The organism is Ammoniphilus soli, from assembly GCF_040813775.1.
In genome coordinates this window covers 791,451-805,387 of the sequence record NZ_JBEGDL010000001.1, presented here as the reverse complement: position 1 = coordinate 805,387, position 13,937 = coordinate 791,451, and the positions used below count along the sequence as shown (strand labels likewise).

The 13,937-nt window shown below is 45.8% G+C and carries 14 protein-coding genes; 1 reads left to right on the top strand and 13 read right to left on the bottom strand.

What is annotated here, in order from left to right; genetic code table 11:
* Positions 1–235 precede the first annotated feature (235 nt).
* The 8 genes from ABLT31_RS04460 to ABLT31_RS04425 all read right to left on the bottom strand — a co-directional run bounded on the left by ABLT31_RS04460 (position 236) and on the right by ABLT31_RS04425 (position 8,183).
* Positions 236–1,621 (bottom strand): MFS transporter, encoded by a 1,386-nt coding sequence (locus ABLT31_RS04460; protein ID WP_367749285.1) that lies wholly within the window; start codon positions 1,619–1,621, stop codon positions 236–238.
* Positions 1,622–1,656: 35 nt separating this feature from the next.
* Complete coding sequence (locus ABLT31_RS04455; protein ID WP_367749284.1) at positions 1,657–2,313, bottom strand: RraA family protein; 657 nt, start codon at positions 2,311–2,313, stop codon at positions 1,657–1,659.
* Positions 2,314–2,328: 15 nt separating this feature from the next.
* Complete coding sequence (locus ABLT31_RS04450; protein WP_367749283.1) at positions 2,329–2,715, bottom strand: RidA family protein; 387 nt, start codon at positions 2,713–2,715, stop codon at positions 2,329–2,331.
* Between the two features lie 148 nt (positions 2,716–2,863).
* Entirely contained in the window at positions 2,864–4,090 is a 1,227-nt protein-coding gene (locus ABLT31_RS04445) for a Rieske 2Fe-2S domain-containing protein (RefSeq protein ID WP_367749282.1), read from the bottom strand.
* Positions 4,091–4,144: 54 nt separating this feature from the next.
* Entirely contained in the window at positions 4,145–5,113 is a 969-nt protein-coding gene (locus tag ABLT31_RS04440; RefSeq protein WP_367749281.1) for a DODA-type extradiol aromatic ring-opening family dioxygenase, read from the bottom strand.
* Positions 5,114–5,148: 35 nt separating this feature from the next.
* Complete coding sequence (locus ABLT31_RS04435) at positions 5,149–6,132, bottom strand: amidohydrolase family protein (RefSeq protein WP_367749280.1); 984 nt, start codon at positions 6,130–6,132, stop codon at positions 5,149–5,151.
* Positions 6,133–6,174: 42 nt separating this feature from the next.
* Positions 6,175–6,960 carry an enoyl-CoA hydratase-related protein gene (locus ABLT31_RS04430; protein WP_367749279.1) on the bottom strand — a complete coding sequence of 262 codons (786 nt, stop codon included), beginning with the start codon at positions 6,958–6,960 and terminating at the stop codon, positions 6,175–6,177.
* A gap of 38 nt (positions 6,961–6,998) precedes the next feature.
* Complete coding sequence (locus ABLT31_RS04425; protein WP_367749278.1) at positions 6,999–8,183, bottom strand: CaiB/BaiF CoA transferase family protein; 1,185 nt, start codon at positions 8,181–8,183, stop codon at positions 6,999–7,001.
* Between the two features lie 198 nt (positions 8,184–8,381).
* Between ABLT31_RS04425 and ABLT31_RS04420 the strand changes: the two genes are divergently transcribed.
* A complete protein-coding gene (locus ABLT31_RS04420; protein ID WP_367749277.1) occupies positions 8,382–10,262 on the top strand; it encodes a sigma 54-interacting transcriptional regulator in 1,881 nt (626 codons plus the stop codon).
* A gap of 93 nt (positions 10,263–10,355) precedes the next feature.
* On the opposite strand, the gene ABLT31_RS04415 is transcribed toward ABLT31_RS04420, so the two are convergent.
* The 5 genes from ABLT31_RS04415 to ABLT31_RS04395 form a co-directional block, all read right to left on the bottom strand.
* Complete coding sequence (locus tag ABLT31_RS04415) at positions 10,356–10,511, bottom strand: hypothetical protein (protein WP_367749276.1); 156 nt, start codon at positions 10,509–10,511, stop codon at positions 10,356–10,358.
* Between the two features lie 51 nt (positions 10,512–10,562).
* Positions 10,563–10,766: a zinc-binding dehydrogenase gene (locus tag ABLT31_RS04410; protein WP_367749275.1), complete on the bottom strand. Its 204-nt coding sequence runs from the start codon at positions 10,764–10,766 to the stop codon at positions 10,563–10,565.
* A 219-nt stretch (positions 10,767–10,985) separates the two neighbouring features.
* Positions 10,986–11,636, bottom strand: a complete 651-nt coding sequence (locus ABLT31_RS04405; RefSeq protein ID WP_367749274.1) for a 4-carboxy-4-hydroxy-2-oxoadipate aldolase/oxaloacetate decarboxylase — start codon at positions 11,634–11,636, stop codon at positions 10,986–10,988.
* A 36-nt stretch (positions 11,637–11,672) separates the two neighbouring features.
* A complete protein-coding gene (locus tag ABLT31_RS04400) occupies positions 11,673–12,323 on the bottom strand; it encodes an RraA family protein (protein WP_367749273.1) in 651 nt (216 codons plus the stop codon).
* A 33-nt stretch (positions 12,324–12,356) separates the two neighbouring features.
* A complete protein-coding gene (locus ABLT31_RS04395; protein WP_367749354.1) occupies positions 12,357–13,937 on the bottom strand; it encodes a class I adenylate-forming enzyme family protein in 1,581 nt (526 codons plus the stop codon).

The window sequence follows — 13,937 nt, the reverse complement described above, 5'->3', positions numbered from 1 at the left end:
TAACAGACCCCCCACTTGTGGTTAAAGAACTTCTTCCTTTCTATTACCGTCATGTCATGACCAGCTGTGATAGACAAAAGTTAAAAATCTTCGAGTTTCTCGTATCACCACAAATATTCTGAAATCTGTGCCGCTCGATTTGCAACATGATGTATTCCGCCGCAAACGAATTGAAAGCGATTCCATATACTGGAGATGGAAATCGCCAATAAATGACGATGCCCCCCCGTTCCATTTAAGCAACATTCTGATCTGACGTGACTTCCTTCCCTGCCTTAAAGTGTCGGCGATACAATAAGGCTATTGTAAACATGAGGATAGCGCCCAAAGCGATGGCAGCACTATTCAAGAAGAAAAGTTGCCTAATGGATAGATTCGATGATAACAGTATTCCTCCAACGATCGGACCTGAGATGGAGCCAATCTTTGCAATGGACATCGCCATTCCATTCGCTTTCGAACGGTACGAAGTAGGATAAAAATTGGGAGTTGTTACCGTTAAGACCATTTGGGTACCGATAACGAAGAATCCAGCAGCAGATACCAAGCTGATCAGGAACATCACTGGCATGGGATATCCTAAAAGGGCAACGACCAAACAAGCTGCACCCGGGAAAATGGTACATGCCAGCATCCCCCGTTTATCGAATAGCCAACCGACAACAAAGCCGCAAACAATCCCTGCAAGTTGATACATCGAGGTAGCAACGGATGCATTTTCCAGTGATAAACCCGACGAAACGAACAAATGCGGCAACCAACTATTTAGGAAATAGATGACAAACGAACTAAGGATATAAAGGATCCAAATGAGCGGTGTCAACATGCGTAAAGACCCCTGAAACAACAACCTTGGAGAGAAATTCATGCTTTTCGTTTCTTCTTCCAAGACAATCTCCGCATCCGGACGAATCTGCAAATCCGGCTTTAGCGATGAAACCAGTTTCATTATTTTTGAACGCTTACTATTTTTAAGAACTAGAAATCGAAGAGATTCTGGCAACATGAAAAGTAAACCGATGATCAAGAGCAAGGGTGCGATTCCGCCGACTAGAAAGATCGACTGCCATCCAAAAGCAGGGATAAGCCAAGCTGCTATCAAACCGCCTAAAGCATGTCCTACCGGAAAGCCCGTAAACATAATCGAAACCCACTTTCCTCGTGATCCTAGCGGCGCATATTCATTTACATGCACGATGGCGAGAGGTACAGTACCTCCTAGTCCGATACAAGCGAGGAATCTCATATACATCAAACCTGTAGGAGAGCTAGCCCAGCTGGATGCAAGGGTGAAAAGGGAGGCCAGCAGGATACTGCAAATCAGCGCTTTTTTTCGACCTAGTCGATCCCCTAGAAATCCAAAGATGAGACCTCCAACCATGAGCCCAAAGGTTCCTGCTCCAAAAATGGCCCCAAAAGTACTTTCCTCCACCTGCCATTGCTTGATTAGGACAGGAGCTGCATATGAAATGACAGTGTAATCAAAACCTTCAAGGATCATAATGAGAAATGTCCATAAGATCAGATTAATGGCAAATCGGTTGCTTTTCCTCTTCTCAATGATCAACGACACGTCCCATTTTTGTGGAGCCCCTTTCGCTTCCCCTGCAATCGGTTTCATCCGCTCACCCTCCTTGCTTGCCTTCGTCCTTCTGCTTAGTTCCTATCAAGCATCGTTTCGTATTTCTTACCCATTACTGAGCTCACCGGATGTCCTTCCCTTATAGCTTTCGCCATCAGGGCTTCCTGTTCTACAATTTGTTCCGCAGCCTCGATTACGGATTCGGCCACCGAGCTTGGAATGAACACGATTCCGCTGCCATCGGCAATAACCAAATCTCCCGGGTCCACCTCGACGTCAGCTACGACAATTTTTTCATTGAAGGAATGCTCTACAATTCTTCCTCTGGCGGTGGTGGGAACAGCGGCACGCGCATACACCGGAAAATCCAAAGATCGCATTTCATCCACATCCCGGCACGCACCGTCAATGATCACGCCGCTTATCCCCCGTTGGATCGCAGCAATGCACAGATTGCCTCCCCAGCCGGCGACATCGCTGCGCCCATGCTCGACAACGATAACATCTCCGTTGGAAGCAGCCTCAATAGCTGCAGTTCCCAGATGACGTTTTGACTCTTGTGTCCCTTTTGCAACCAATTTAACCGTCACTGCTCTTCCGCAGATCTTTTTCTGAACGGAAACCTGCTGCAGACCGGTCACAACACCTTTCATCTGTAAAGAGTCTAGAGCATCCGATACGGCACATGTATCCAAATTATACAAACGTTCTATCAAAGATTCTAGTGACAATTCATTCCCTCCTATCTATAACACAGCGATAAGTTCTACTTGCGCACACATCCCGTTGTGCAGATCAGCTAACGCAATGTGTCTGGCTGGACGATTTTTTGGATCTGGAAACATCTTTAGCCACTCTTGATTGAACAGCTCTCTCAGACTGTTGTCCTTGAGATAAACAGACATCCGGATGATGTTCTCCGTTGATCCTCCAGCTTCCTTCATAAAGCTTTCGATGTTCCGATAAAGAAAATAAATTTGTCTTTCTGCATCCATAGGAAGCTCATCAGAGCTTGGATCTTTACCCATAATCGCCGATGAATAAACAACAGATCCGATTTTGGCACCCATGGGAATTGGTGCCTTCCCATGAGTAACTCCAGGAATCTCAATAACTTCTCTCTTTACCATCATTGTACTTGTTCCCCCTTGCCTAAACCGAAATTAGCTTTTCCGTCATATCATCCATCTACCTATGCAGATTGGATGGATGACATAACCGGAGTTACCCTGGTATTTCTACTGTCCCACCCCCCTCCTCGCATGTTCCTCGTATCCTGTATTAATATTTAGGGGCAAGTCGCCAGTCGGTATCCGCCGGAAGAACGGCATTGGTTGAGCGGATGCTTGGGTAATCAATTTCTTGGTCAAGACCCTGAGGAACTTTACCTTGTTCAATATCACGCACTGCGCTTAATAGATGCCAACGAATCTTTGTGATGAAGGAATCGCTGGATCCGAGATATTCTTGTGAGCGATCCGAGATCGGTCCCATGCTTTCTGCTATCACATAGTCCTCAACGAGTACACCATACATGCCTGTGAAATTTTCTTTCATTTTCGTCCGATCTTGTTTCCAACGTCCGTCGCGGTTGCCTTCATAGAAGTTATCCGGAGAAAGGTTCGGATCAATACCAAACTGCTTTTCTGTAATCGCGATGTCTTCAAAGGTTAATGCACGCTCATGGTTGTAAAACACAAACCACTGAACACAATGTTCATCATCTACTGGGATGACAAAGGCCGCAACATGATTTTCCTCAGGAGATTTAGGGATAAAAGAATACCACGGCTGAACATATTCAGAAATCCTCACATATTTAGATCCATCCGGCATATTGCGAAGTGCTCCCGCTCGGTATCCATAAGGCTGAGGATCAACTTCATAACGCGGTGCAGCGTCATATTGTGTCTTCGAAACCGACGCCCCTACCTTTTTCGTCCACGTACTGTGAAGCACCGAAACGTGAGCCGAATCTAGTGTACCCTCCAGTACTTGGAGCCAATTGCAATCAATTTCCGCGATACGAATTAATAGATTGGATTCTGGCAAACTATTGAATTCAAATTCCGGAAATTGTCCAGGTTCCCCTCCACCGAGCCATACCCAGGCAATACCGCCAGCTTCACGAAGCGGATAGCTTTTTAAAGGAACTTTACTGCAAAAGGCAGCCGCCTTATCTGCAGGCTCAGTTGGAACGTCGACGACCTTTCCCGTAACATGGAACTTCCATCCATGGTATAAGCAAGTCAGCGCATTGTCTTCATTCCGAGCTAAAGTTAACGAAGCGCGACGGTGCGGACAAGCTTCATCAAAGAAACCGGCCTGTCCATCTGTCCCTCGGAAAGCCACATAATTTTTGCCGAATAATCGGACTCGAATGGGTTCCCCATCAGCCTCTAGGCGAGCCGAACGTACAGCCGGCACCCAAAATTGACGCATATACTTCCCCATCGGAGCGTCTCCTGTCACTTGTGTCAGTAGTGCATTATTCTCTTTACTTAACATTCCTAATTCCTCCCCATTTTTTTATAGTTCAAAAATTCAATCCATCCCCAACTGCTATTTCCAATAGACAAATCCCATGCCGCACCCCGTACCTGCCATCGAGCGATAGGTAGGTACATAATCAACAACTTGCATATTCAGGCCTGCTCCTTGCAAAACCCCTGCAGTAGCAATCCAATTGAGAATCTCGGAGGTCCCGGAAACAAATCTCTCTCTTGGTATGGTGATTAACGACTCTTTATCTTCATTTTTAAGTGCGTTTAAAATTCTCTTATCTAACTCTTCATCAATTTCGAAGTGGGTTAACCCTCCCGAAGCGATTACCGCGACGGTCTTATCGCTATCCCAAGAATCGATCGCCTTGCGAATCGCCTGGCCAAACTCATAGCATCGCTTCGGACTTGGCACATTGGGAGCAAAGAACGTATTAATCATAACTGGAACCATTTGAATCATGGGCTTATCTTTCAATAGCCTGCGACGGATAAAGGTGTGCGCATGCCCAATGGAACGGCCTTCCGGCTGTTCGGAAAACTGGGAAACGTCAAACTCCTGATGAATTAAGCTTTCGATAATGTGGCGGCCTAAACTAGCTTCGGTCGGATAAGCTTCGACCTCTTCACCATGCCTTGCCCACAACGCAGGACGGATGGACGGCGGAAGTTTTTCGGGATCCTGCGGGAGATCATAGATTTCCTTTCCCCAGAAGACAGAGAAGGCCGGCATGTTATCTCGCAAGAACAATTCCTTCTGATCGTCCCCGATGACCACTAAAATGTCCGGTGAAACTTCCTCCAGTACGCGGCCCAACTCAAGAATCGCCGTTTCGCAAGCATCATACTTCTTCTGCCATACTTCCGGCGTTAGGTGGTCCTTTAACCATTCAGGCGCATTACTTGCTAGTCTATCAAAATCAATTTCCGGATTATTCCGATCTCTTTCACCATGCTGGGCCCATGTTTCCGCCGGGGTGCTTAACTGCGGACTATGGGATACACCCATACCAAGCACAATCTTAGCCATACCTTCTACCTCCAATATTAGGAATTTAGTGTTTATTAAAGATTGAGTTTATATAATTTTTTAGCATTATCTTCATACACTTTTTTGCGGTCTTCATCCGTTAAGAATTCGATGCTGTCAATGATCGGCTTCAAATCATCGAACGTTCTTCCTGTAAGAGGATTCATCACCGAACCTGTACCTGGATTTTCCGTACCAAACAGCAGGTTATCTGTTCCAAGCACTTTGAAAGCTAGCTCCAGGGCTTCTTTTGAATAGTTCACCGTATCGAAATAAAGCTTCTTGATCGCTACATCAAAATCTTCTCCCCCGGAACGGTGACGCCAAGCGCGGAATCGGCCCATGTGAAACGGAATTGCTCCTCCTGTATGGGATACCACGACCTTCAAGGTTGGAAAATCATTGAAAACATTCGAATCTAGCAAAGACATAATGGCAATGCTTTCTTCGTTGATAAAGTGCAGCGTGTACGACTCCCTTGGAGAGCAGCAAGCAGCGGAGTGAATCAGTACAGGAACATCAAGCTCCACTAATGCTTCGTAAAGCGGATACCAGTATTCGCTGCCGAGTCCAGGAGGTTCAGGATATCCGCCTTCCATTGGATCCGGGTTCAGCTGCGCCCCTACGAAACCTAACTCCTTAATGGCACGTTTCAATTCAGGGATGCAATCGCGAATATCGGCTCCTGGAGATTGCGGCAAACCCGCTACTCCACGAAAACGAGTAGGATGCAGTTTCACTTGCTGGGCAATCACGTTGTTCACAAACTCCGTCCACTTGTGAACCACTCCTGCCGGTTGAATCGAATGCATAGCAAGATAGGGGCGAGGAGAAATCAACTGCAAGTCTGTACCGACACTATCAAGAAGGTTAATGACCTTCTCTAAATGCTTTCCGATTTTCTCATCACTGATTTGCGGGAATTTATCAAAGGGGTAACCTCTGCTGCCTAGCAAACGGGATTGGAATTCGTAAACTTCAGGTGGAGCAACGGTATGGCCGTGAATGTCGATGATCATTATGATAACTTCCTTTCTATTGGCAGAATTTTAGTTAACAACTTATATTTCGATAAAGTTAGGGGAGCGCTTTTCTAAAAAGGCCCGAACCCCTTCTTTATAGTCAGCTGATGCAAAGGAGCTAGCCACTAACTGAGCGATTTCTTCGGTTTCCACCGTGGAGCCGTTTAGGATTTCTCCAATGATTTTCTTTGCGCCTTTAATCGTTTTTTGGGCTCGTTTGGTAAGCAATTGCGCATAGCCATAAGTCTGATTGAGGATCTCTTCACTGGAATACACGCGATCGATTAAACCGTAATCATAAGCTTCTTGTGCGCTGACTTCCCGTCCCGAAAACAAGATATCCTTTGCCCTTGCAGGACCAACGAGATCAACCAGGTTTTTAGTTCCTGAAAAAGTATAAATAATACCTAATTTCGCTGGTGTGATCCCAAAGATTCCCGTATTGGAGCTAAACCTCATATCGCAGGCTAGAGCCAGTATGCATCCGCCGCCGATACAATATTTTTGGATCATTGCAATCGTTGGTTTTGGGAAGTTGGCTAAAGCAGCTTCTGCCTTGATAACCGCTTCATTGTAGATCCGTTCCCCTTCTTCTGTTGAACGCAGTGTCGTAAATTCGCTGATATCGGCACCGGCAACGAAAGCGGTATCATCAATACCTCTAAGAACTAGCATTTTCGTTGCATCATCTTGTTCTAAGTCTTTTAAAATGCCAGGAATGGCTGCCCACATATCAAAGTTGAAGGCATTTCTTTTTTCGGGGCGGTTAAAAATCAGTGTGGCAATGGGTCCATCTTTTTCAACAAACAAGTAGTCCTTTTCCATTTCCCATTCTCTCCCATACCATGTTTGTCTCGATGCTTTTAGATAATATCTTCTTGTTTGAAAGCGCGGATCTCTTCTTCCGAGTAGTTAAGTTGCTTCAATATGGATTCGCTGTGCTCTCCTAACATCGGTGCCGGGAGTCTGAATTGTGCTGGAGTTCTCGACATTTTTGCCGGGAAGCCGAGCGTCTTCAACGTTCCGGCTACAGGATGCTCATACTCAAGTATCATTTCGCGATGGTGGATTTGCTCATGCTTCATCACCTCATCGTAGGTATGAATCGGTCCACAGGGGATTCCCTGTGCCTCTAAACGTTCTAGCCAGAATTCGGAAGGCTGTTCCATAAAGACCGACTCAATGCACTGTTCCAACTCTTCCACATGAGCTATCCGATCGTTTCCTGTTCTAAATCGCGGATCCGAGATCCACTCTTCTCTTTCCGCTACATTCTTGCAGAATCGCTCCCATAATTTCTGATTCACTACTCCTACCAGGACGTACCCTGTTTTGGTGCGATAGCCTTGATAAGGCGCAATTCTTCGATGTCGCGAACCATTGGGTGAAGGAACTTCCCCTTCGCCAAAATAGGCGGCAGCTTCCCAGACTGTCCAAGCCAAACCAGAATCGACCAGTGAGACATCAATGTACTGTCCCTCTCCCGTCTTCATCCGGTGTATGTAGGCGAAGAGGATATGGTAAAGGGCTGTAATCCCTGCCCCTACGTCATGAATGGGAATGCCTACTTTAACAGGCCGCCCATCCTTTTCTCCAGTCATGCTCATGATCCCTGACATTCCCTGAGCCATAATATCTAGCCCGCCTTTTTGACTATGCGGACCCGTTTGGCCGTACCCGGAGACGGAACAATAAATCAACTTCGGATTGATTTGTTTCAATGTTTCATAGTCAATTCCAAGCTTTTTGGTTACGCCTGGTCGGAAATTCTCTACAAATACATCAGCTGTTGCTACTAAGCGATAAAGGATTTCTCTTCCTTTTTCAGTAGTCAGATTTAATCTTAACCCTCGCTTGTTCCGGTTGATCATGGTAAAGCTATAACTGACCCCGTTTCGATAAGGTCCCGTTTCTCTGATCAAGTCTCCGTTGGGGTATTGTTCGACCTTGATTACGTCTGCCCCCATATCCCCCAAAGCCATGGTGCAATAGGGACCAGCCAGCACATGGGAGATATCTATTACCTTTACCCCTGTAAGTGGTTGCATCTTTTCATTCCCTCCTTTCACTCTTTAATAAAGCAATTTCTGTGCCAACAATAAAACCTTTAAAAATCCACATTTCCTCATCTCGATTGCAAGTTATTTGTTTCGGCTGAAACAAATTAAGTTTCATTTGTTTCAAAGTGTTTAGAATTAATGTATAATTAAGTCAGTTTATGTAGAAATCCGTGGAGGTTAAATAGCATGAATCCAAAAATCGTGATTGTTGGTTATCGATCCTTTTCCAATCTGGCCAAGCAGGCTCTCATAGACCTCCCACCCTGGGTAGAATATGAAATTACGGAAATGCCCCTCCAGTTCCTCACTGCTCCTGACTCCGTTCAGAACTTACAATCCTTTTTTGAGACTGGAACCATTGTTATTTGCGGGGACCGCAGTGCATCTTACCTGAGGAAGATTATTTCGAACTTTGTTGTTCAAATTAAAGTAACTGGTTTTGATTTACTTGAGATCATAAGCCAAATCGGCTCCAAAGAAATCGTTGTGTTGAACTTCCGTGAGGGGTTAGACAGTATTGAGAAAATCGCAAGCCTCCTCAATGTACGTATTCGTCAAATTCAGTTCCAAGACTTTGAGGAAGCTTCCGCTATTTTGGAAAGCTTGCAAGAGGAAGGGATTACGGATGTCGTAGGGGGAAGCTGGATCTGTGAAGCAGCTCCCCAATATGGAATGAGGGGCCACTGTTACTACACCCAGAACTCCATGATTAGTGCCTTTCAATTCGCTTATAATATCCTAAAGACCTATCGAACAGAGATCGAGAAATTTGCCCAATTCAAAACCATTGTCGACATGAATCGCAGTGGGGTTATTTCTTTAGACACAAGGTCCAAGGTAAAAATCATAAGCAAGACAACAGAGCAGCTTCTTGGGCTTAAAAGCAAACAAGCGATTGGAAAGCCTTTACACGAATTAATACCCAGTCTCGTAGCAGCGAATCCTACCCTATTAGGAAACGAACCCCAATACAATTTGATTTTTGAGCACAATCATAGGAAACTCGCCGTCGATGTGGTGCCGGTCCACACGCATGGGGTAACCATGGGACACATATTGGCATTGGACGACGTGGCCAACCTGCAAGAAATTGAACAAAAGATCCGAAAGAAAATCACGCAAAAGCCCATGGTAGCCAATTACGGGTTTCATGATATTATCGGATCAAGCCCAGCTCTTCAGGAAAGCATTCGGCAAGCGAAAAAGTTCAGTCGGGCAAACTCCTCCATCTTGATCCATGGAGAGTCCGGAACAGGCAAAGAGCTTTTTGCTCAAAGTATCCACCGGATGAGTGCGCGCCATATGAAGCCGTTTGTGGCCGTGAACTGTGCAGCGCTTCCAGAAACCCTGATAGACAGTGAGCTCTTTGGCTACGAGGAAGGATCTTTTACGGGAGCCAGAAAAGGCGGGAAGGTCGGTCTCTTTGAATTGGCCCACCAGGGAACGATCTTTTTGGACGAGATCAGTGAGCTTCCCTTGCATCTGCAATCCCGGCTTCTGCGCGTGCTTCAAGAAAAGGAAATCGTGCGCATAGGCGGTGATCAAGTGATCCCGATCGATGTGCGAATTGTTGCCGCGTCGAACAAGGATTTGCTGAAGTGTATTAAGGAAGGAAGCTTCCGGGAAGATTTGTATTTCCGGATTGGTGTGCTTCAGCTTTCTATCCCACCTCTGTGCCGACGAAAAGAGGATATCCCTTTATTGTTTAAGCACTTTATTCAAAGCCATGAGCGGTTGACGGCAAAAGTTGAAGAGATCGATCTCGACCTGCTGCTCTCCTACCACTGGCCTGGAAATGTGAGAGAGCTGGAGAATGTAGCCGAACGTTTTCTTGTCCTTTCCGAGGGAGAAAAGCTAACACGCGGGACGCTAAGGGATTTGTTACATTTGGCGCTCTTCCCTACGTCTTCCCTTTCTTCGCCAATAGAGGACCCCGAGGAAGAAGCTCTGTCCGAAGCTGAGCTGATTGAGAAAGCTCTGATCGAGGCGAATGGTAATAAAGAGAAGGCCGCACAGATTCTTGGAATTAGCCGGACTACTCTTTGGAGGAAGATGAGAGGGGAATAAAAAAGAGGAGGCTGTCTCAAAGGCTGGAAAAACCGGCCTTTTGAGAATCAGCCTTTTTTCTGCTAGCTATTCAACACCTAATGGGTCCTACTTCTACCGGTTTTCATTCTTGTCTTGAATACGTGAGAATCGCCACCTAAAATCAAAATCAAACAAAATAAAATCTAAATAGATGGAAAAGCTCCATTTATTCAGCTCGGGATCCATCATTTTGGCCGTTTCAACGCCAGTAGTGGTCCATTTTTCCATCTAAAAAGAGAATTTGCTAATGATTTGGAGGTTTAGTTGGCGAATTTCCACTTAATCCAGTTCTTCTTTAATTTGGACAACCATCTTGCCCCTACCATGCCTTGCTTCAATTTTAGCATTCGCGGCTTGAAGAGCTTTTTCTTCAAAAGGTAACACCTCAGTTATAATGGCTTTTAGTTCACCTTGTTTCATATGTTTCATGAGATGTTCCAAAACCGTTGCATCAGGAATCGCCCTAAGAGCCTCGGTCTTCATTTCACAAGCTTGGTCATCTTCTAATAATTTTCGATTAGTACTTCGAATTCACCCAATTCAGGCATTGGGACTTCCTGCATGATAAGTTCTTCGGGACCTCCATAGTTATAGATGATTAGAGCTTTCATTGATTTCTCCATAGTTTTTGTATCTAAAAATTTAATGGCAGGAGACGTATCCCTACGCTCCCACCATTAGCAAATTTGATGAAAAATTGTATCAAATCAACTGAGACTTCCACCCATAGATCTCCATCGTTGTCTTTCCTGTTTTCAATTCCTCACTAATATGCTTTTCGTCGTCTTCCCGCTTTTGCGCATTCACTAACACCTCGTCCACATCCGCTCTTGGAATGACGACAATACCGTCTGCATCAGCCATGATCAGGTCTCCAGGCATAATGAGGACTTCCCCAATCTGAATCGGTTGATTGATGGTCCCTCCGCCCTTTTTGCCTGTTCCTTGGATGCATAAGCCGCGCGAAAACACAGGGAAGCCCATATCGATGATGTCCAGGCCGTCTCTCACACAGCCATCAATAATGAGTCCGCCGATATGGCGTTCCATGGCGGCCTTCGTCATGATATCTCCCCAGTATCCCGCTTCATAAACACCTGAAACTTCAACGATTAACACATCCCCAGGCTGAGCAGCGATAATCGCTTCGTGGAGCATGATATTATCAATTGGTGGCGAGCTCACCGTTACGGCTGGTCCGCATACTTTCATACTGGAGGACAACGGCTTAATGCCAGAAGGCAGAGCCCCCTTTTTTCCCGCCGCCTCATGCAAGGTGGCGGAAGAAAAAGAAGAGGCCTTTAAAATGGATGCTGCAGAAGGTCGTTCAATCACCGTTTTCACGCTAGACATAGGCTCCCTCTCTCTTTCATTTATTTTTCAAGCAAGTTACGCTTCTCTCGTTTGCAGCTGATGATAACCGAATTTTTCTCTCGCTTCTTTCAACGGCGTTCCTTTGAGTACCTCTTTACGAATGCCTTCCTCTTTTTCTTCGATCATTTGCGCCACACGGAGAACTTCTGCTTCCCGTTCTTTAGGAACAACGAGTACCCCATCATCCGAACCGTAAAGAATATCTCCCGGACGAACTTGGACATCACCAACGGCAATCGGAACATTATAGGCTACCGCATCTACCCGGTCTTTTCCTGTACGCATGAACTTGCCGCGACTGAAAATAGGATATTTTAAATCCAAGCTGCATGCGACGTCACGGCACACCCCGTCGACAACGGTTCCGGCAATGCCCTTCATATGGGCGACTGAAGTAAGGATGTCTCCCCATACCGTGCAATCTAATCTTCCTGCATTATCCAACACAACGACACTTCCTGGAGGCACTTCATCGATATAATCGCCTACTGTCCCCTTATCTTGGGCAATAGGCAAATATTTCACGGTGTAAGCACGTCCCACCATCTGATAGCCATAATTGACAGGGTTAATGCCAAGGCATGTACCATGAATGCCTAAACGGTCCAAAGCATCTGAAACGGCAGCGATCGAAATTTCTTTAAAGGCTTCGACAATTTTATCCATCTTCTCGTTCCTTTCCCAAGTGCAGTATGTCTTTTATCTTAAGGCAACCATTTTTTCGCTGATCACCAAATCCTTTAATTCAAACTTTTGGATTTTCCCTGTAGGCGTCTTCGGCAGCTCATCGACGATTACAATATGATCCGGGACTTTATAATCTGCCACTTGCGACTTAATGAAAGTCTTCAACTCTTCTGCTGTGGCCGTTTTTTCAGGTCTCAATAAAATCGCGGCGCATGTGATCTCACCCAGTACCGTATCCGGTAGGCCAATGATGGAAACTTCCATTACGGCAGGGTGGGTATAAAAGACTTCCTCCATCTCGCTAGGGTAAATATTATAACCGCCGCGAATGATCATGTCTTTCTTCCGTCCAACAATCCGGACATATCCGTTTTCATCCATGATGGCTAGGTCACCGGTATAATACCACCGACCCTGATCTACAACTTCCCTTGTCTTCTCTGGCAGATTATAGTATCCCTTCATCAAGCCGATACTTTGGCAAGCCAATTCCCCAACAAGACCCACGCCTAGTTCTTCTCGTACATCATTGACGATCTTCAGGTTTACGCCGTTGATCGCTCTCCCCACTGTCTCCGATAACGTAACGTCATCATCGTCAAAGCGCGTAAAAGTCAAGATGGGAGAGGTTTCCGTCATGCCATAGCTGATTAAAACCTCGACACCCATTTCCGCCTTGATTCGGCGAATCACTTCCACAGGACAAGGTGCACCGGCCATAACGACTACTCTTAGGGAAGACACATCATATTTTCGGAAGTTCGGATGGTTCATTTCCAAAATGAAGATGGTAGGAACTCCAGAGTGAATCGTTATTTTTTCCTGATCAATCAACTGGAGCGCTTTTTCCGCATTAAAGGACTCCAAAATAACAGCCTTCGTCTGACTCGCCACAAGTCGCAAGATACCGGCCAATCCCATGATATGAAAATAAGGACTGGCATGGAGGAATACATCATCTTCCTGCATTCGAATGGCCCTGTTGCTCTCTACGGATACAAAGAGGAGGTTACTATGGGTTAACATCGCGCCTTTGGGTTTCCCCGTTGTACCGGACGTATAAATGATAGCGAATACATCTTCTTCAACATTGACCTTCACTTCAGGCAATTGACCTTGACGTCCCATTTCTTGCAGCTGCTGATAATTGGTCAGTCCTTCATGCTCAAAACGCACCGTAATCAGGTGCTCTAAGGACGGCACTCGATTTTTCAAGGATTCAAATTGAGCCAGATGGTTTACTTTATCGTACTCCCGGGGAAAAAATACGACCTTTGCCCCAGAGTCACGTAATATATGCTCTGCTTCATCTTCCCGGTAACGTGTATTAAAAGGAACGAGAATAGCTCCCACCTTAGCAATCGCGAAAACCGCTACAATAAACTCGTACCAGGCAGGTAAACTAACAGCTACGCGATCCCCTGGCTTGACCCCCAGTTGACTTAATCCTGATGCGATCTTGTCCGCTTCAGCTTGCAAGTCACGATACGTGAGTCTCCTTACCCCATCAAAGATCACTTCTTTTTCCGGAGAAGACTGATACGCCTTCTCCAGTAACTGCGCTACAGACACACCTTCATAGGAAGCTAGCAT

Coding starts and splice junctions, on each gene's coding strand:
- ABLT31_RS04415 (WP_367749276.1), bottom strand. CDS start 10,511: ATGGAAAAATGGACCACTACTGGCGTTGAAACGGCCAAAATGATGGAT.
- ABLT31_RS04405 (WP_367749274.1), bottom strand. CDS start 11,636: ATGTCTAGCGTGAAAACGGTGATTGAACGACCTTCTGCAGCATCCATT.
- ABLT31_RS04445 (WP_367749282.1), bottom strand. CDS start 4,090: ATGTTAAGTAAAGAGAATAATGCACTACTGACACAAGTGACAGGAGAC.
- ABLT31_RS04450 (WP_367749283.1), bottom strand. CDS start 2,715: ATGATGGTAAAGAGAGAAGTTATTGAGATTCCTGGAGTTACTCATGGG.
- ABLT31_RS04395 (WP_367749354.1), bottom strand. CDS start 13,937: ATGCTAGCTTCCTATGAAGGTGTGTCTGTAGCGCAGTTACTGGAGAAG.
- ABLT31_RS04400 (WP_367749273.1), bottom strand. CDS start 12,323: ATGGATAAAATTGTCGAAGCCTTTAAAGAAATTTCGATCGCTGCCGTT.
- ABLT31_RS04420 (WP_367749277.1), top strand. CDS start 8,382: ATGAATCCAAAAATCGTGATTGTTGGTTATCGATCCTTTTCCAATCTG.
- ABLT31_RS04460 (WP_367749285.1), bottom strand. CDS start 1,621: ATGAAACCGATTGCAGGGGAAGCGAAAGGGGCTCCACAAAAATGGGAC.
- ABLT31_RS04435 (WP_367749280.1), bottom strand. CDS start 6,132: ATGATCATCGACATTCACGGCCATACCGTTGCTCCACCTGAAGTTTAC.
- ABLT31_RS04440 (WP_367749281.1), bottom strand. CDS start 5,113: ATGGCTAAGATTGTGCTTGGTATGGGTGTATCCCATAGTCCGCAGTTA.
- ABLT31_RS04430 (WP_367749279.1), bottom strand. CDS start 6,960: ATGGAAAAGGACTACTTGTTTGTTGAAAAAGATGGACCCATTGCCACA.
- ABLT31_RS04425 (WP_367749278.1), bottom strand. CDS start 8,183: ATGCAACCACTTACAGGGGTAAAGGTAATAGATATCTCCCATGTGCTG.
- ABLT31_RS04410 (WP_367749275.1), bottom strand. CDS start 10,766: ATGAAGACCGAGGCTCTTAGGGCGATTCCTGATGCAACGGTTTTGGAA.